The organism is Lentzea sp. NPDC092896 (genome assembly GCF_044754905.1).
Taxonomy (GTDB): Bacteria; Actinomycetota; Actinomycetes; order Mycobacteriales; family Pseudonocardiaceae; genus Lentzea.
This window is the reverse complement of the sequence record NZ_JBIVPX010000002.1, coordinates 681,555-698,791: the sequence shown is the minus strand read 5'-3', so window position 1 is coordinate 698,791 and position 17,237 is coordinate 681,555. Positions and strand designations below refer to the sequence as shown.

General features: G+C 70.9%; 18 protein-coding genes. 9 read left to right on the top strand and 9 right to left on the bottom strand.

Annotation, left to right across the window (positions count from 1 at the left end; all coding sequences use genetic code 11):
* Together ACIQF0_RS14420 and ACIQF0_RS14415 are read left to right on the top strand one after the other, a co-directional pair.
* The gene (locus tag ACIQF0_RS14420; RefSeq protein WP_401029272.1) at positions 1 to 888 is read left to right on the top strand and encodes a carbohydrate ABC transporter permease; all 888 of its coding nucleotides are present in this window, start codon (positions 1 to 3) and stop codon (positions 886 to 888) included.
* A gap of 18 nt (positions 889 to 906) precedes the next feature.
* Entirely contained in the window at positions 907 to 2,256 is a 1,350-nt protein-coding gene (locus tag ACIQF0_RS14415) for a GH1 family beta-glucosidase (protein ID WP_401029269.1), read from the top strand.
* Here the strand turns inward: ACIQF0_RS14415 and ACIQF0_RS14410 are convergent.
* Positions 2,234 to 3,601 carry an alpha/beta hydrolase gene (locus ACIQF0_RS14410; protein WP_401029266.1) on the bottom strand — a complete coding sequence of 456 codons (1,368 nt, stop codon included), beginning with the start codon at positions 3,599 to 3,601 and terminating at the stop codon, positions 2,234 to 2,236. The two genes, ACIQF0_RS14415 and ACIQF0_RS14410, sit on opposite strands and share 23 nt — an antisense overlap.
* Before the next feature lie 146 nt (positions 3,602 to 3,747).
* Here ACIQF0_RS14410 and ACIQF0_RS14405 point away from each other — a divergent pair, with 146 nt between their 5' ends.
* Complete coding sequence (locus ACIQF0_RS14405; RefSeq protein WP_360038877.1) at positions 3,748 to 4,035, top strand: WhiB family transcriptional regulator; 288 nt, start codon at positions 3,748 to 3,750, stop codon at positions 4,033 to 4,035.
* Positions 4,032 to 4,898: a MerR family transcriptional regulator gene (locus ACIQF0_RS14400; RefSeq protein WP_401029262.1), complete on the top strand. Its 867-nt coding sequence runs from the start codon at positions 4,032 to 4,034 to the stop codon at positions 4,896 to 4,898. Before ACIQF0_RS14405 ends, ACIQF0_RS14400 begins: the two co-directional genes overlap by 4 nt.
* Here ACIQF0_RS14400 and ACIQF0_RS14395 read toward each other — a convergent pair.
* The 3 genes from ACIQF0_RS14395 to ACIQF0_RS14385 are packed head-to-tail and all read right to left on the bottom strand — an operon-like array spanning position 4,895 to position 8,164.
* Complete coding sequence (locus ACIQF0_RS14395; protein WP_401029259.1) at positions 4,895 to 6,340, bottom strand: cryptochrome/photolyase family protein; 1,446 nt, start codon at positions 6,338 to 6,340, stop codon at positions 4,895 to 4,897. The genes ACIQF0_RS14400 and ACIQF0_RS14395 overlap by 4 nt on opposite strands.
* Complete coding sequence (locus tag ACIQF0_RS14390; RefSeq protein WP_401029256.1) at positions 6,337 to 7,656, bottom strand: NAD(P)/FAD-dependent oxidoreductase; 1,320 nt, start codon at positions 7,654 to 7,656, stop codon at positions 6,337 to 6,339. The genes ACIQF0_RS14395 and ACIQF0_RS14390 overlap by 4 nt, the downstream gene beginning before the upstream one ends.
* Positions 7,657 to 7,702: 46 nt before the next feature.
* Positions 7,703 to 8,164 (bottom strand): hypothetical protein, encoded by a 462-nt coding sequence (locus ACIQF0_RS14385; protein WP_401029253.1) that lies wholly within the window; start codon positions 8,162 to 8,164, stop codon positions 7,703 to 7,705.
* A gap of 193 nt (positions 8,165 to 8,357) precedes the next feature.
* On the opposite strand from ACIQF0_RS14385, the gene ACIQF0_RS14380 reads away from it, so the two are divergent.
* A complete protein-coding gene (locus tag ACIQF0_RS14380; protein ID WP_401029250.1) occupies positions 8,358 to 8,969 on the top strand; it encodes a histidine phosphatase family protein in 612 nt (203 codons plus the stop codon).
* Positions 8,970 to 9,466: 497 nt separating this feature from the next.
* On the opposite strand, the gene ACIQF0_RS14375 is transcribed toward ACIQF0_RS14380, so the two are convergent.
* The 3 genes from ACIQF0_RS14375 to ACIQF0_RS14365 are packed head-to-tail and all read right to left on the bottom strand — an operon-like array spanning position 9,467 to position 12,473.
* Positions 9,467 to 10,810, bottom strand: coding sequence for a PEP/pyruvate-binding domain-containing protein (locus tag ACIQF0_RS14375; RefSeq protein WP_401029247.1), 1,344 nt, complete (start codon positions 10,808 to 10,810; stop codon positions 9,467 to 9,469).
* A complete protein-coding gene (locus ACIQF0_RS14370) occupies positions 10,798 to 11,400 on the bottom strand; it encodes a transcriptional regulator (protein WP_401029244.1) in 603 nt (200 codons plus the stop codon). The genes ACIQF0_RS14375 and ACIQF0_RS14370 overlap by 13 nt, the downstream gene beginning before the upstream one ends.
* Positions 11,397 to 12,473: a TetR/AcrR family transcriptional regulator gene (locus ACIQF0_RS14365; protein ID WP_401029241.1), complete on the bottom strand. Its 1,077-nt coding sequence runs from the start codon at positions 12,471 to 12,473 to the stop codon at positions 11,397 to 11,399. Before ACIQF0_RS14365 ends, ACIQF0_RS14370 begins: the two co-directional genes overlap by 4 nt.
* Before the next feature lie 158 nt (positions 12,474 to 12,631).
* Between ACIQF0_RS14365 and ACIQF0_RS14360 the strand changes: the two genes are divergently transcribed.
* Entirely contained in the window at positions 12,632 to 13,489 is an 858-nt protein-coding gene (locus tag ACIQF0_RS14360; RefSeq protein WP_401029238.1) for an NAD-dependent epimerase/dehydratase family protein, read from the top strand.
* A gap of 1 nt (position 13,490) precedes the next feature.
* On the opposite strand, the gene ACIQF0_RS14355 is transcribed toward ACIQF0_RS14360, so the two are convergent.
* Entirely contained in the window at positions 13,491 to 14,075 is a 585-nt protein-coding gene (locus ACIQF0_RS14355; protein WP_360038905.1) for a TetR/AcrR family transcriptional regulator, read from the bottom strand.
* Positions 14,076 to 14,175: 100 nt separating this feature from the next.
* Here ACIQF0_RS14355 and ACIQF0_RS14350 point away from each other — a divergent pair, with 100 nt between their 5' ends.
* Both ACIQF0_RS14350 and ACIQF0_RS14345 read left to right on the top strand, forming a co-directional pair.
* Complete coding sequence (locus ACIQF0_RS14350) at positions 14,176 to 14,481, top strand: NAD-dependent epimerase/dehydratase family protein (protein WP_401029233.1); 306 nt, start codon at positions 14,176 to 14,178, stop codon at positions 14,479 to 14,481.
* Positions 14,462 to 15,199 (top strand): NAD-dependent epimerase/dehydratase family protein, encoded by a 738-nt coding sequence (locus tag ACIQF0_RS14345; protein ID WP_401029230.1) that lies wholly within the window; start codon positions 14,462 to 14,464, stop codon positions 15,197 to 15,199. Before ACIQF0_RS14350 ends, ACIQF0_RS14345 begins: the two co-directional genes overlap by 20 nt.
* 1 nt (position 15,200) lies before the next feature.
* Here ACIQF0_RS14345 and ACIQF0_RS14340 read toward each other — a convergent pair whose 3' ends face one another.
* Positions 15,201 to 15,674, bottom strand: coding sequence for an Lrp/AsnC family transcriptional regulator (locus ACIQF0_RS14340; protein ID WP_401029228.1), 474 nt, complete (start codon positions 15,672 to 15,674; stop codon positions 15,201 to 15,203).
* 111 nt (positions 15,675 to 15,785) lie between these two features.
* On the opposite strand from ACIQF0_RS14340, the gene ACIQF0_RS14335 reads away from it, so the two are divergent.
* The gene (locus ACIQF0_RS14335; protein ID WP_401029225.1) at positions 15,786 to 17,129 is read left to right on the top strand and encodes an APC family permease; all 1,344 of its coding nucleotides are present in this window, start codon (positions 15,786 to 15,788) and stop codon (positions 17,127 to 17,129) included.
* Positions 17,130 to 17,237: the final 108 nt, after the last annotated feature.

Below are 17,237 nucleotides of genomic sequence, written 5' to 3'. Positions count from 1 at the left end.
ATGACCGCTGTGCTGGAACGTCCCGCGCCGGTGCGGCCCACCGGCCCCGCGGGGCGGGCGCGCAGACTGGCCCGTCGCGTGGCCGGGCCGTGGACGTACGCCGGGCTGATCGCGATCCTGGCCGGGTCGGCCTTCCCGGTGTACTGGTCGTTCGTGGTGTCCTCGCAGACACCGGACGCGATCGACAGCGTGCCGCCCGTCCTCGTGCCGGGCGGCCACCTCTTCGCGAACATCGCGCGCGTCTTCGACACCACCGACTTCGCGCTGGCGCTGATGAACTCGATCGTGGTGGCGGGCACGGTGACCATCTCGGTGGTGCTGTTCTCCACGCTGGCCGGCTTCGCGTTCGCCAAGCTGAAGTTCCGCGGCCGCAACGTGTTGCTGCTGCTCATCATCGGCACGCAGGCGATCCCGACCGAGCTCGGCATCATCCCGCTCTACATGATGATGAGCGAGTTCGGCTGGGCCGGCGAGATCCACGCCGTGATCGTGCCGGGACTCGTGACCGCGTTCGGCGTGTTCTTCATGCGGCAGTACTTCGAGCGGGCGATCCCGGACGAGCTGCTGGAGGCAGGCCGGATGGACGGGTGTCACTCGCTGCGGCTGTTCTGGCACGTCGCACTGCCCGCGGCACGTCCTGCCGCGGCGGTGCTCGGGCTGTTCACGTTCATGCAGGCGTGGAACGACTTCTTCTGGCCGCTCGTGGTGCTGGTGCCGGAGAACCCGACCGTGCAGACCGCTCTGTCCACTTTGGCCAGCGGCTACACCACCGACTACACGCTCGTGCTGACCGCCGCGACGATCGGCACGGTGCCGGTGTTGCTCGTGTTCCTGTTGTTCGGCCGCCAGATCGTCGGCGGCATCATGTCGGGTGCCGTCAAGGGCTGACCTTCTTTGGAGACTGTTGTGAGTTTTCCGGCCGGCTTCCGCTGGGGCGTGGCGACCTCGGCCTTTCAGATCGAAGGGGCGGCCAGGCTCGACGGCCGCGGTCCGTCCATCTGGGACACCTTCGCGCAGGTGCCCGGTGCCGTCGCGTCCGGCGACACCGGGGACGTGGCGGCGGACCACTACCACCGCTGGGCCGAGGACGTGCGGCTGCTCGTCGACCTCGGCGTCGACGCGTACCGGTTCTCGGTGTCGTGGTCGCGGATCCTGCCGGAGGGCACCGGACGGATCGAGCAGCGCGGCCTCGACTTCTACCGACGACTCGTGGAGACGTTGCAGGACAACGGGATCGAGCCGTTCCTGACCCTGTACCACTGGGATCTGCCGCAGGCGCTGGAGGACCAGGGCGGGTGGCGCAACCGCGACGTCGCGCACCGGTTCGCCGACTACGCCGCCCTGGTGCACGAGGCGCTCGGTGACGTCGTCACCAAGTGGACCACGCTGAACGAGCCCTACTGCTCCTCGGTCGTGGGCTACGGCGAAGGACGCCACGCACCTGGCGCCCGCGAAGGCCACGGCTCACTGGCGGCGGCGCATCACCTGTTGCTGGGGCACGGGCTCGCGGTGCAGGCCATGCGCGCCAACGGCACCGGTGGCGAGTTCGGCATCGTGCTGAACCAGTCCCCCACCGTGCCGGTCAGCGACTCCCCCGCCGACGTCGCCGCGGCGAGCCGGCAGGACTGCCTGCTGCGGCGACAGTTCACCGACCCGCTGTTCGGTTCGGCGTACCCGGACGAGATGACGTCGATGTTCGGCGAGATCAGCGACTTCTCGTTCCGGCACGACGGCGACCTGGCGATCATCGGCCAGCCGCTGGACTACGTCGGCCTCAACTACTACTACCGGCTGCACGTCGCCGACGCGCCGCACCGCGAGCCCGACCCGGCCAAGCGCACGGCCCACGACATCGGCGTCGACACGACCCAGCTCCCGGACGTCCCGCGCACCGGCATGGGCTGGCCCGTCGAACCCGCCGGGCTCACGTTCGCGCTGACCGACCTCAAGGCACGGCACCCCGGCCTGCCGCCGGTCTACGTCACGGAGAACGGCTGCGTCTACCCGGATTCGGAGGGCTTCGAGGACACCGAACGCATCTCCTACCTGCGTGACCACATCGCGGCAGCACAAGCCGCGGAGGTGGATCTGCGCGGCTACTTCTGCTGGTCACTGCTCGACAACTTCGAGTGGGCGCACGGCTACAAGCACCGGTTCGGCCTGATCCACGTCGATTACCAGACGTTGCAGCGCACTCCGCGTGCCAGCTACCACTGGTACCGCTCGTTCATCTCTACGGCACGGCAGGACAGCTGACCGCCGGCGTCGTCAGATCGAGCAGGTAGGCGTCGACGTTGGCCCGCGTGCAGGCGCTGCGGGGGTAGGCGATGTGGCCCCAGCCCTCGTAGGTCAGCAACGCGGTGTTGCGCGGCGCCTGCCGTTGGATGTTGACGGCCCATTCGTACGGCGTCGTCGGGTCGTGTTTCGCGCTGAGGACCATGATCTTCGGCGCGTCACCGATGTCGAGGCGGTGGGGCGGGCTGGCGGGCGGTCCGGGGACGCCGATGCAGGCGGCGGTCTCGTCGTGGCCGAGGAGGTTGCCGCGCATGATCGGTGAACGGCGCAGCTCCTCGGCCCGCAGCCGTTCGTAGTCCCGGAAGTTCCTGACGCGCAGCGAGAAGTCCTGGCAGACGGTGGCGAGCCGGACGGACTCGTAGTTGGGTTCGAAGGCCTGGGTCCGCAGCGTCCGCCCGGCGATCAGGTCGGCGGCCCAGAGCCAGTCAGGGCCGCGCAGCGCGAAGTACGTGGAGTCGATCAGCCCCTGCCGCCCTCCCGGCTCGCCGTCGGCGCGGACGAGTGCCGCCTCCCAGGCCGCTCTCACGTCCTGTCCGTGCAGCACGCAGTCGGTCGAGCTCTGGCACCAGTTCGCGAACTCGCGGAACGAGTCGTCCGCGGCGGCCGCCCGGTCCCCGACGAACCGCCGGGCGTCGACGCTGTGGTCGACCACGCTGTCGAGGACCATCGCGCGGACCTTGCCGCCGAACCTCTCGGCGTACATCTGCCCGAACACCGTGCCGTACGACAGCCCGAAGTAGCTGATCTTCCGCTCACCCAGCGCCCGCCGCGCCGCGTCCATGTCCCGCGCGATCGCGGCGCTGTCGGCGTGGTCGAAGATCGGCCCGCTGCGCGCACGGCACTTCTCGAGCACGTTCTTGTTGTGCGTGAGCAGCGCGGCGAACCCGGCCTCGTCCTGCGGGTAGGTCGACGGCTGCCCGTCCATGAGGTCGGCGCAGCGCAACGCGAGGCTGTTCCCGGTGCCGCGCGAGTCGATGCCGACGATGTCGAACCTGGCCCGGACCTCCGGGCTGAACAGGCCGGAGAGTGCGAACTCGGCCGCCGATCCTCCAGGCCCACCGGGGTCGACCATCAGCACGCCCACCCGCCGTGCCGGATCGGTGGCGGCGTGCCGTGCGATCGCGATGTCGATGCGCCGGCCGTTCGGCTTGTTCCAGTCCAACGGGACGTTCAACGTCCCGCACTCGCCTTCGGGGTTGTCCTGGCACGCCGCCCACACGATGGGCCGCTCAGGTTCGGCATGTGCCGTTACTGCTGATTGCACCAGAACCACGGCTGCGACCGATGTCGCCAGTGCCCGCCTCACCGACCGCACGATGCCCCCTCCGGCGTTGCAGTGGAGCGGCCCACCTTACGAGATTCACCCGACATGGTGACCTCTCGACTTGCGTCGTTTCTGAGTCGATTTTAGGCTGACCTCCCACCCCGGGCCGAACTCAGAGGACGTGCGCCATGCCCGAACTGTCACGGTTGCCCCTGCCGGTCGCGGAGTCGTGGGACTGGCAGCTCGAAGGCCTGTGCCGCGGCATGGACAGCGCCTCCTTCTTCCACACGCCCAACGAACGGGGCCTGGCGCGAGACCGTCGCGAGGCCGCGGCGAAGGCCATCTGCCAGCGCTGCCCGGTCATGGAAAAATGCCGTGCGCACGCGCTGGAGGTACAAGAGACCTTCGGCATCTGGGGTGGACTCGGGGAAAGTGAGTTGAGGGCGATGCTCGCGAAACGCGCCCGTAGGACGTGACCTACACACCGCGCGCGGTGGCGGGGATGCTCGGCGTCGCCCCGACCACGCTCAGGACGTGGGACCAGCGCTACGGGCTGGGCCCTTCCCTCCGCACCGACGGCGGCCACCGCCGTTACGAGGACGCGGACGTCGAAGTGCTGCGCAGAATGGTCGTGCTGACCGGTCAGGGTGTCGCAGCGTCGTCCGCCGCCGTGCTGGCACGGCACGAACCCCAGACCCGGCCGAGCGTCGCACGCTCCCCGCTGACCTGGCAGAACGCGATCTCGGCGCAGCGGAGTTTGCTGGCCGCGGCGAAACGTCTCGACGAACCGACGATGTCCGACCTCGCCGACCAGCTCATCACCGACCACGGCGTCGTCTCCGCCTGGGAGGCCGTGTTCGTCCCCGCGCTCGTGGAACTCGGCGAACTGGTCGCCGACACCGGCCAGGGCGTGGAGATCGAGCACCTGGCCAGCGGCAGCGTGCTGTTCGCCCTGCGCGGGATCCCTCGCGCGAGCGGCCCCGGGGTGCTCTCGGCGCTGCTGTCGTGCGCACCGGACGAGCAGCACTGGCTGCCGCTGGAGGCACTCGGCGCGGCGCTGTCCGAACAGGGCCGCACGTGGCGCAATCTCGGAGCCCGCGTGCCGGCCGATGCTTTGTACGACGCGGTGACCAGGCTGCGGCCCGCCGTCGCGTTGGTCTGGGCGCACCGGCGTGAGCTGGCGTTGCGGGTACCGCTGGAGGAGTTCGGCGCGCGACCGGGCACGGTGCTCGCGGTCGCGGGGGCCGGGTGGGACGGCCTGGAGCTGCCGTCGTACGTCCACCGGCCGGCGACCCTCACCGAGGCGATCCGGCTGGTCGTGGACCGCACCGGTTCCTAGAAGATCTCGCGGTCGCGTTCCCGCACGCGCACCTCGTCCAGTTCCGCGATGCGACGCAGCCCCTGCACGGCCCGCGCCATGCGGTGGTTTCCGCTCACCTGGTCCTCGTGCCGGTCGAGCCACGCCCAGTACCCGGCGGTGAACGGGCACGCGCGCTCGCCCGTGCGCCGCTTCGGGTCGAACCAGCACGTGCCGCAGTGGTCCGTCATCCGGTTGAGGTAGGCGCCGCCGCTGAGGTACGGCTTGGTCGCGATCACGCCGCCGTCCGCGTGCTGGCTCATCCCGATGACGTTGACCGGCATCACCCACGGGAAGCCGTCCACGAAGGACGTGACGAACCAGTCGTTGAGCGCGGCGGGGTCGTAACCTCGTTGCAGCGCATGGTTTCCCAGCACCATCAGCCGTTGGATGTGATGCACCCAGCCGTGGTCGCGGACGCCTTCCAGAGCGGTGCGCAGACACGCCGCGCGCACCATGGCCGGCCGCAGCTCCGCCCACCACGACGGCAGCCCGGCGGTGGCGCGGAAACCGTTGCGCTGTTGGTACTCCGGACCGAGGTGCCAGTACAGGTGCCACACGTACTCGCGCCAGCCGAGCACCTGCCGGACGAACCCCTCGACGCTCGCGAGTGGCGCGGCACCGTCGCGGTAGGCGTCCTCCGCCGCGTAGACGACCTCCAGCGGGTGCAGGAGTCCGTGGTTGAGCGGCACCGACAGCAGCGAGTGCGCCATCGTCCAGTCCTTGGTCAGGACGGCGTCCTCGTGCGGGCCGAAGTGCGGGAGGCGGTCGCGCAGGAAGACCTCCAACGCCGTGAGCGCTTCTTCTCGTGTGATGGCGAAGCGGCGCGGGCCGTCCCTGCCCACCGCGGGCAGGTCCATCGCGTCGAGGTCGGCACGCACCTGCGCGTCGATGTCGTCCTCTTGCGGCCACCACGGTGCCGGAACGCCGAGCCGTCCGCGTTTCGGCGGCGGTTCGCGGTTCTCGGTGTCGAAGTTCCAGCGGCCGCCCACCGGGACGTCGCCCTCCATCAGCACGTCGAACCGGGTGCGCTGGTAGTGGTAGAAGTCCTCCATCAGGAACCGCTCGCGTGGCCCTGCCCACGCGGTGAACTCGTCGCGGGACAACGCGAACGCGGGGGTGGGCAGCACTTCCACGCCGAGTTCGGTCAGCATCCTCTGCGCGGCGGCCGAACCCGGCTGGTAGGCGACCAGCGGGCGGTTCAGGTCGCGGATGGCCTCGCCGTAGGTGTTCGCGCGCAGAAGCGTGACGCGGTCCGGGTGCTCGGCGGCGAGGTGACGCATGCCGGACAGCACCAGGTGCAGCTTCTGCCGGTGGTACGGCCTGCGGCGCAACGCCGCGGCCGACTCGATCAGCACGATCTCGTCGTGGCCGGTGTGGAACTGCGGTCCGAGCTGGTCGCCGAACAGCAACAACGTCGTCACTGATCACCGCGCAGGTCGGCCAGCACGGCGTGCGCGGCTCTGCGTCCCGAGTGGAGGGCACCCTGGATCGAGCTGGTGTCGCGATGATCGCCGCACACGTATCGACGGCCACCCGCGCGGACGGACTGCTTCAGGCGATGCGGCGCCGTCATCGCGGGGATCGCCTGCGGGATGTCGTACCGCTTCAGCACCTCCCACCGGCTGGTGTCCGTGCCGTACAGGCGATCCAGGTGCGCCCGGACGGCCTGCTCGCCGGCTTCGCCGAGCACCGAGGCCTGCACCAGTGGAGCGTGCGGCGAGTACGGGCGCGACACCTCCGACATCACCGCGGTGTTCACGACCGGGCCACCGCCGGCGTCGACGACCAGGCAGCCGTCGCGCAGCGGTGACCTCGGCGGGCGGAAGTACCACGTGGTCACGCCGTTCCAGCGAGGTTCGGCCAGTCCCGGCAGCAGTCGGGCCGCGGTCGTGCCGTCCGTCGCCACCACCACGGCGTCGGCGGCGATCCGGCTGCCTTCCTCGAGGTCCACGCCGTTGTCGTGCACGGCCCTCACAGCGGTCTCCAGCCTGACGGCGTCGCTGGGCAGGCGTTCCGCCATCGCCTTCGGCAGTTCTCCCATGCCGAGTGCGGGCACAGCCGCGCCGCCTCGGGCGAAACTGCGCCACACCAGGTGGAAGAACCTCGACGACGTGCTGAGCTCCCGTTCCAGGAACACACCGGACAGGAACGGCCGGAACACCGCCTCCACCGCTCGCGTGGACACCCCCAGCCGCCGCAGTTCCTCGCTCGTCGTGCGGTCCTGGGCGGTGAGCAACGGCCGCGCCGGTCCGAAGGCGTCCGGGCCGGAGAACCGGGCGACGGCCGCCACGTCCCGCACGCCCAGGACGTGCTGGCGCAGGAAGCCGTCCCACGCGGACGGCCCGCTGCGCGGATCGGCGAGCAGGTCGTGCCTGCCGTCGTCGTGCACGAACGCGCCGGGCCTGAAGTGCCTGAGGGGCAACGGATCGAGCCCGAGCCGCTCCAGTTCCGGATACGCGGGCAGCATGATCTGGAAGCCCCGGTCGAACCGCACGCCGTCCTCGACGTCGGTCCGCACGCGACCGCCGACCTCGTCACCCGCTTCCAGCACGGTGACCTCGACGCCGGCCGCGGCCAGCTCCAGCGCGGCGTTCAGGCCCGCCAGTCCGGCTCCCACCACGACGATCACAGCGTCCTCCAGCGCCGGGCGCGCGTCTGTTCGTCCACATCGGACGGAATCGTGCGCTCGTACGGGCTTCGCATCACCGATCTCACGCAACGACCGTATGGGCGCCACGGCGAGTCCGCACAACAGACGGACCGCGCTCGTTGGCTGGCTGCGATCAGGTCATCTCCGCCTTGGAAATCGCGTAGTAGGCGTCCACGGTGTCGCCGTCGATGCCCACGTAGGTGTCGATCCACGCCGCCGCGGCGCGCACCAGCACCAGCACCGCGTCGAACCGCTGTTCCTCCGTCAACACCCCCAGCACCACCGCGACACGTCCGTCGTCACCGCACGCCAGGCCGCTCAGCACCGCTTCGGCGGCCTCAGTGGCCTGCGCCTGGTTCTCGTCTCCTCGCGTCGCGGGCACGGAAATCGGAATGCGGACGGACGGATCGAGCGATCCGCGCGGGACGCCGCGCAACAGGATCGCCGCGCACGTGTCGATCGCGACCATCCTCGTCCGCTCCTCCGATGCCAGGCACCGCACGGCCTCGATGGACCACAGCTGATCACGTCTGTTGACCGCGCCCACCGCGGCCAGGGTCACTTCCCTGGCCTGGACGTCGTCGAGCCGCTGCATCGACTCACTGCCTCCTCACACAGTCGGCCCCGACTGGAATGCGCCCCCGCGCACGACTTCAGTGCCGTTCCATGTGAGACATGGTCGAACGGCCTCAAACACGCTGCATGACGAGCAGCTCGCAGTTCACCCGTCCGCAGCAGCGCATTGGGGACGCCTCACCGGAGTTTCAGATGTTGCTAACATCCGGATGTTGACAACCTGGGAGTGGGCGAACATGGCGACTCGGCACCTCTACGTCGTGCGGCACGGCGCGGCGGACCCGTTCGGCGAACTGACCGGCACCGGCTCCCGGCAGGCGCACCTGCTCGGCGAGCGCCTGGCCCACCTGCCGATCGACGCCGTGTGGCACTCACCCCTGGCCAGGGCCGCAGGCACCGCGCGCATCCTGGCCGAACACCTGCCGAACGCCGCGGTCGCCGAGGCGGCCGAACTGGTGGACCACGTACCGCACGTGCCGGAGGTGATGCCCGCGACGTGGGCCGGTTTCTTCGACGGCTTCGACGCGGCGGAAGCCGCCGCCGGCGCACGCCTCTCACAGGCACTGGTGGAGCGGTTCGCCCGCCCTGCCGAGACCGAGTCGCACGAGGTCCTGGTGACGCACGCCTACCAGGTGGCCTGGCTGGTGCGGGACGCCCTCGACGCCCCGCCCGCCCGCTGGCTGGCGATGAGTTGCGGCAACACCGCGCTCACGGTGATCCAGCAGCGCACCGGCACTCCGCCGACCCTGGTGCTGTACAACGACATGAGTCACCTGCCGGAGGAACTGCGCTGGACGGGTTTCGGCCCGGGACCACGGCCGTGACCACCCCGCCGCAGCGCTGAAGCCGCCCGGCTCACCTCGGCGAGACCGGATGCCCGCCTCGCGCGACGACCTCAGCGCCGGCTTCGCCGAGGTAGTCGAGCGCACCGCGGCATCGAGGTGCGGGGCGGAGCCGCCACCGACCCGCCCGGCTGCCGGCACGGGAGCACGGCCTGCGCGACGGCGAGGCTCGTTCGAACCCGGCGCACCTGGGCCGGCGCCGAGGCTCCCATTGCCCGCCGCGGCAGCGACCAGCCCGGCTGCCGCCCGCACCGGTGAGACGTCCCGCCTCATCGAGGTCGACCGGCACACGTCACCGCCCGCCGCGGCACCGAAAACGTCACCGGCCTGCCACAACAGCACACGATCAATCCGGCCGACAGCTCCGGAGCGCGGCGTGCGCAGCGGCGAGGCGTTCCTCCTCATCGAGGTCGACCGGCACACGTCACCGCCCGCCCGCCGCACCGAAAACGTCACCGGCCTGCCACAACAGCACACGATCAATCCGGCCGACAGCTCCGGAGCGCGGCGTGCGCAGCGGCGAGGCGTTCTGCCTCACCGCGGCCCGACCGGTCCCCCGACACCTCGTCCGCCCAGTCGAGCAGCCGGTGCAGGTGAGGGTCTTCGGCCGCCGTCATGAGGTGAGGCCGGCCGAGAGCGACCTCGCCCCCGGTCCCGTCGATGGTGATCAGCTCCCCCACGCCGGCAACACGCCCGCCCACCGTCACCGAGCCGGTGCCGACCCCGAGGTCGGCGACCCCCACGACAGCGGGCTTGCCCATCGAGCGCGCGACGACCGCGGCGTGGCTGGCCGGGCCTCCCCGCGCGGTGACGATGCCGGTGGCCGCCGCCAGGCCGCGGATGTCGTCCGGCGACGTCTCCGGCCTCACCAGGACGACCGGGCCGCCTGCCGCCATCCGGACCGCCTCGTCGGCCGTGACCGCGACCCGGCCCGACGCCACTCCCGGGCACACGCCCAGCCCGCGTGCGATGACGTCGGCATCTGGGGCGATGCGGGACGTGCGCACGTGGCGGAGGTGCTGGGGCGAGACGCGCAGCAGTGCCTCGTCGCGGTTGATCACCTCTTCGTCGGCCAGGTCAGTGGCGAGGCGGACGGCGGCGGCTCCGGTGAACCCGCCCGGCCGCACCTGCAGCAGCCACAGCTCGCCCGACTCATAGGTGAACTCGACGTAGCAGGCGTCGCGGTAGTGCTGTTCGAGGCGGTGCAGTGCGGCCCGAAGGCCTTGCCACACCAGAGGTTCGCGGTCGGCCAGGTCGTGCAGGGGACGGGTCAGGGAGCGGCCGGAGACGACGTCGGAGCCCTGGTGGCCGAAGAGGACCTCGCCGAACGGGACGTTGGCGCCGGTGTCCGGATCGCGGCTGAAGGCGACTCCGGAGCCGCTGTGGTCGTCGCGGTCGCCGAACACCATCCGTTGCACGATCACGGCGGTGCCGAGGTCGTGCGGAATGCCGTGCAGGGTGCGGTAGGTGCGGGCGCGGGGCGTGTCCCATGACGCGAACACCGACTTCACCGCGTCGTCGAGGACCTCGGAGGTGGGCTGCAGGTTGAGGATCGTGTCCATCATGCCCGGCATCGACACCGCTGCGCCGGAGCGCACCGAGACCGACGTTCCGAGCGGTTCGACGGCGGTCGCCAGCTCTTCGCGCAACCCGCGGGGAAGCCGGCCGTCGCGGAGGAAGGCGCGGCAGGCCTCGGTGGTGACGACTACACCCGCGGGCACCGGCAGGCCCAGACGGTGCAGCAGCACCAGGCCGTGAGCCTTGCCTCCCAGCACTTCCGGCGGTTCGGCCAGCTCGGCGTCGAGGTGCCTCACCCAGCCCATCGGGCGATTCCCAGCGTCGCGAGCAGGTCCTCGTGCAGTTCCGCCCACACCGTGTGGAACGAGTCGATGGTGTCGGCCAGGTGGTCAAGCTCCCCCGCTTGCGCGCGAGCAAGGGCTTCGGTCAGGCGCGGGTCGTAGCGGGCGAACCGCGGCACGGCGGCGGCCAGTGCGGCGATGACCACGACGGCGCGCGCGTGGAAGTCGGTGAACAAGGCCAGGACTCGGGCGTCGTAGACCTCGTCGGTGTGGTCGTTGACGACACCGTCCGCGGAACGAACCTGCCACGCCGTGCAGAGGTCGAGCAGTTCCGGGTTGAGCACGAGGAACGCGTCGAACGCCTCGGTCAGCGCTGGGCGGGTGCCGGCCGACTCCAGTTCGGCCTTGACGCCGGACGCGTCGGCGGCCCGGCCGGACTCGGTCAACGCCCACCCTCCGAAGCCCCTGTGGTGCGTCACGAGACCGGCGACCGCGAGGTCGATCAGCTCGGACTCCACTTCGGACTCCTCCAGCCCCGTGAACGAAGCCACCCTGGTGAGTCCGGTGGTGCCGACACAACGCAACGCGTGCAGCACCAACAGGTTCGCGCTCACGCCGTCGCCTCCCGCCTGCGCGCACCGGCGGCATAGCCGGCACCGCGGCCGTCAGCGCGGGCGACGATCACGCCGTCGCGCACGCTGACCGCGGACTCGGTGTCGTCGCCGGGATTCGTGAGGCCGATCGACGACGCCACCAGCGCGGCGTCGTCGAGCACCAGCCGGACGTGCGGCCAGACATCGGGCGCGAACACCCTGCGCAGGCAGCCGACGGCATCGGTCACCCGGAGCCGGACGAGACGGCCGGTCTCCTCCGCGTCGCCGGTGACGACGACCACCGTGACCTGCTCACCGGGCTTCCCGGACCGGACCGCTTCCTCGGCCGCACCGAGCCGCGCCGCGCCCAGCACCACCACGAGACCGTCCGAGAGGTCGACCGGATCACCGCTGATCCGGTCGACGAGGCCTTCGGGAGCGGTCCAGGCGTCCGCGCACGTCCGCGCCGGGGCGACGTAGGGCAGGTGCGGAGGAGCCCAGGTGTCCTTCAGGTCGATGGTGCCCAGGTGCCTGCACGCGTGCGCCACGTCGAACGGGTCGCCGAACCCCGGCGACGTCTCGGCCCGGTGCCCCGCGCCGTCGAGCACCGTCAGCACCAGTTCGGCCAGCCGTACCCGCCGCTCCGGCGCGCCGCGTTCCAGGGCGATGGCCAGCAGCAACGCCTCCAGCCGCGCCACCTGCGCCAGCACCGCCGGACCGTGCTCGTCCTCGAACACGCCGTCCAGCGAACGCGACTGCAGCCGCCCGCCCGGCGCCGAGTCGCCCACCAGCGGCAGGCGTTCGAGCCAGACCCTCGCGAACACGCCCAGCGCGTCGACCCTCGACGACGGCGACACGGACGCCTGCGGTTCGCCGGATGCGCCCTTCTCGATCTGGTCGATCAGCACGGCCAGGTACAGGGCCCGTTTGCTCGGGAAGTTCGAGTACACCGCACCGCGGGTGAGCTCCGCCCGCTCGGCGATCCGGTCGACCTTGGCCGGCACGAAGCCGTGCTCCGCGAACTCCTCCCGCGCCGCCGCCAGCACCGCGGCACGCGTGCGCGCCTGCTGCTCCACCCGAGTCAGCCGAACCATCGCCACTCCCGCCGATCACATTTGGGATGTTCTCATCATCCAGATTACCCGAACCTCTGAGCGCGATGCCCTGTGGGCATTGAGGACGACTCAGCAAGTCTTGGACGGCCCGACGAAGTCCGCAGAGGCTGGAGGCACCACGAAGGAAGGAAATCGCCATGAAGGTGTTCATCACCGGGGCCTCCGGCTACATCGGCAAGGCCACGGTCGCGGCTCTCCTGCGCCACGGGCACGTCGTCGAGGCACTCGCCCGCTCCGCCAGGTCAGCGGCGGCCATGAGCGAGGCGGGCGCGACGCCGGTGAGCGGCGGACTGTCCGATCTGGACGTCCTCACCACCGCCGCGAGCCGCGCGGACGCGGTCATCCACCTCGCGCAGGCCGACAGCGCGGAGGCCGACCTCGCCGCCGCCACCGCGATGCAGGACGGCGTCGGCGCGGGCACCTACGTCCACACCGGCGGAACCTGGGTCTACGGCGACACCGACGGCATCGCCGACGAGGACGCCGCCTGGAACCCGCCGTCGATCGTCGCGTGGCGCGAGGAGGTCGAGGAGAAGGTCCTCTCACGCGCGCACAACGGCGGCCGGCCGGTCGTGATCAGGCCCGGCCTGCTGTACGGCGGGGAGAACCGCCTGATCGACGTCTTCTTCACCAAGCCGGGCAAGGAATCCGGCGCGATCCCCTACCTCGGCGACGGCACGAACCACTGGTCGCTCGTGCACGTCGACGACCTGGCGGAGCTGTACGTCGCGGCACTGAACGCCAAGGCCGGATCGGTGTACAACGGCGTCGGCGGAGTGGACCCGACGACGCACGAGATCGCCACGGCGATCAGTCACGGCGCCGGCCTGGATGGCAAGACCATCTCACTCTCGCTGAACGACGCCCGCGCACAGATGGGCCCGATCGCGGACGCGTTCGCACTGGACCAGCGGTTCACCCCGGCACGCGCCCAGGCCGAACTCGGCTGGACGCCCCGGCACACCGACCCCCTGGCGATCTTCGCGCAGGGCTGAGTCAGAGCGGCTTGGGCGCGTTCTCCAAGCCAGAGAACACGGCGGCGATCAGGCGCCGTCCCTGGGCCACACCGGCGTCGTTGTTCGGGACCCGCCACAGGAAGCTCATCAGCATGATGATGTCCGCGGGGTCGTGACCAGGGGCGATCGTGCCCTCGGCCACGCAGGCGCCGACGAGCTTCGTGACCGCGGCGGTGGCCGGCCCCCAGGACGCGCGGACCATCTCCTGGGCCGCCTCGCTGTGCAGCGCGTCGCCGAGGCCGTGCTTGAGGCGGATGTAGGCCGACAGCATCTCGAACCACTCCACGAACGCCGCCTTCGCCGACGGGTTGCGGGTCAGCACCTCGTCGGCAGCGGTGGTCATGCGTTCGATGTCGTGCTGGTAGGCCGCCAGGATCAGGTCCTCGCGGGTCGGGAAGTGCCGGTACAGCGTGCCCGCGCCGACCCCCGCGCGCTTGGCGACCTCGCTGAGCGTCACGAGCGGGTTCTCCGCGAACAGCTCGTGGGCGGCCTCGATGATCGCGACGCGGTTGCGCGCGGCGGCCTTGCGTTGCGTGCCGTACGTGCCCGGCGCCTGGTCGTCCATGCCGTCGATGATGCCCTGCGATTGACTCGCGGACAATCCTCCGCTAGTTTCGGAAGCACTTGCGGAGGATTCTCCGCAAGTTGGCTTCGAGGAGGAATCCATGTCGAACGTGCTGGTCACCGGCGGAACCGGGTTCATCGGCAGCTGGTGCGCGCTCGCGCTGCTGCAGGCCGGTCACGACGTCCGCACCACGGTCCGCGACCTGGAACGGGAACCCGGGTTGCGAGCCCTGCTGCACGGGGCGACCGACTTCGAGGACTCGCGCCTGACCGTCGTGCGCGCCGACCTCAGCAGTGACGAGGGCTGGACGGAGGCGGTCGCGGGCTGTGACCACGTCCTGCACGTCGCGTCGCCCACGCTGCGCCACGGGACCGACCGAGGAGGAGATGATCTCGGCCGCTCGTGACGGCGTGCTGCGGGTGTTGCAGGCATCCCGCGACGCGGGCGTGAAGCGGGTCGTGCTCACGAGCGCGCTCGGCGCCATCGCGTACGGACATCCGAAGCGCTCGACGCCGTTCACCGAGGAGGACTGGACGAACGTCGACGGCGGCATCCCGCCCTACCAGAAGTCGAAGACGCTGGCCGAGCGCGCGGCCTGGAAGTTCGTCGAGACCGAGGGCGATGGCCTGGAACTGGTGGCCGTGCACCCGGTCGCGGTCATCGGCCCGGTCCTGGGTCCGGACGACCCGCCCTCGCTGCGCACCATCCGCGGCATGCTCGACGGCGCCCTGCCCGCCTGTCCCCCGTTCGGCATCGGCTGGGTCGACGTGCGGGACGTCGCCGACCTGCACCTGCGTGCCATGACCGACCCGGCCGCCGACGGCGAGCGCTTCCTGGCCACCGCGGGGCCCAGCCTCCGGATGGTGGAGGTGTCCCGGATCCTGCGCGCACGGCTCGGCGAGCGTGCCGCCAAGGCTCCCACCAAGGAGATCCCGCTGGCGGTCGCCCGCGCGATGGCCGTGGTCAACCCGCAGATGCGGGCGTTGCGCCCTCAGCTGGGGCAGGACTTCAACGCGACCAGCGCCAAGGCGGAACGAGTGCTGGGCTGGAAGCCGCGTCCGATCGAGGACAGCATCGCCGAGACGGCCGAGAGCCTCCTGGCCCACGGCGCGGTCACCGCTTAGCTCACCTCAGGTGGTCGACGGGCAGCGGACCCCGGGACCGCATCGTCCGGATGGCGAACGAGCTGCGCACGTCGACCACCGCCGAGATGGCCAGCACGTGGTTCAGCAGCAGCGGTTCGTACGAAGGCAGGTCCGGCAGCACGCCCTCGGCGAAGAAGTCGGCCGATCCCGTCACCAGGTGGCACGCCACCACGGCCGGGATCGCCAGCAGGGCCTCCTCGACCTCACGGGCCGTCTCCGCGGAGTGGCCGTTGACCTTCAGCTCCAGGAAGACCGTGAGGCCCAGGCCCGCCTTCGCGCGGTCCAGCTCGGCCCGGTAGCCCGCGATGATCCCGGCGCTCTCCAGCGCGCGAACCCGGCGCAGACACGCGGAGGGTGACAGGCGCACCGCTTCGGCGAGTTCGTTGTTGGGCACCCGGCCGTCGATCTGGAGCCGGCGCAGGATCGCCCGGTCGACAGCGTCGAACTGGTCCATGCGCACAGTATTCGGGGATAGTTCGAATCTGCGCAATTCAGTTGCGTGTACCAAGCCTCAGACGCTTCAAGTTCGCAGCGGCTGTCTCGTTCCGCGCTTCAGAATTCAGGCATGTCCTCACCACTCACCGTGTCGCGCGGGTCGGCGATGTACGTCGGCGCCCTGCTGGGCCCCGGTCTGCTGATGCTGCCCGGCCTGACCGCGGCCGTCGCCGGCCCGGCGTCCGTCCTGACCTGGGCCGCCCTGCTCGTGCTCTCCGGCCTGCTGGGCTGGGTCTTCGCCGCACTCGGCATCCGGATGCCCTCAGCATCCGGAGTGCAGGGCTACGTCGCGCTCGGGCTCGGCCGCAGGGCCTCGGTGGCGACGTCGTGGTCGTTCCTGGCCGGGATCATCGCCGGTGCCCCGATCGTCTGCGTGATCGGCGGCGGTTACGTCGCGGAACTCGCCGGTGCGGGCCGGGTGACGGCGTGCCTGATCGCGGCCGTGATCCTGGTGGCGGTTCTGGTGATCACGTCCCGCGGGCTGCGCACGTCGTCCACCGTCCAGTTCGGACTCGTGCTGCTGCTTCTCGCGGTCGTGGCCATCAGCGTCGTGGGCGGCGCGTTCGCGGCACACGCCGAGAACTGGACGCCCTTCGCACCGCACGGATGGGCCGCCGCCGGTTCGGCCGCCGCGCCGCTCATGCTGTCGTTCGTCGGCTGGGAGGCCGCCGCACCGCTGACCGCGCGACTGACGAACCCGCGTCGCCAGTTACCGCGCATCGTCGCGATCACGCTCGCCGTGACCAGCCTGCTGTACCTGTCGCTGGCCGCCGTGACCGTCGCCGCGCTGGGCCCGGACGCCGGAAGCTCCACTCCCGTCGCGAAACTCCTGGTGCTCGCCGTCGGACCGGCTGGCGTGGTGCTGGCTTCGGTCTCGGCGGTCGTCCTCACCATCGGCACGATCAACGCCTACGTCTCCGGCGCCGCGACCCTGGCACGCACGCTGACGTCGCACGACGAGGACCTGGACACTCCGCCGCGCTGGCTGAACGTCGCGATCCTCGGGTCCGGTGGCGTGCTGATCAGCCTGCTCGGCGCCGGTGTCCTGGAACTGGAGTCGCTGGTGGCCGTGCCGAGCGCGATGTTCCTGGTGGTGTACCTCGGGTGCACGGCCGCCGCGTGGAAGCTGTTGTCCGGCGGGGTGCGCGTCGCCGCGGCGGCCGCGTTCGTGATCGTCCTCGCCATCCTGGCGTTCACCGCGACCGCGGCCGTTCCGGCGGTCGCGGTCGCGGTGGTCGCCTGGCTGGCCTCACTCCGCCGCACGCCAGGCGTGGTAGCCGAGACCGATCGCGCCGGCCGCCATCGGGATGCTGGTCAGGAGGCCCGCCAGGCCGTTGCCGGGCACCACGAAGGTGATGACGACGAACAGCAACGAGATGGGCACCCACTTCGGGACGGCGTGCGAGCGGAATAGACCCACGCACTGAAGAACGGTGCCCAGCAACACCAGTGCGGCACCGGGGATCATGAACGCGAAGAGGTGCGCGGTGTCGTTGTTGGCCGCCTGGATCACCGCGCCGCC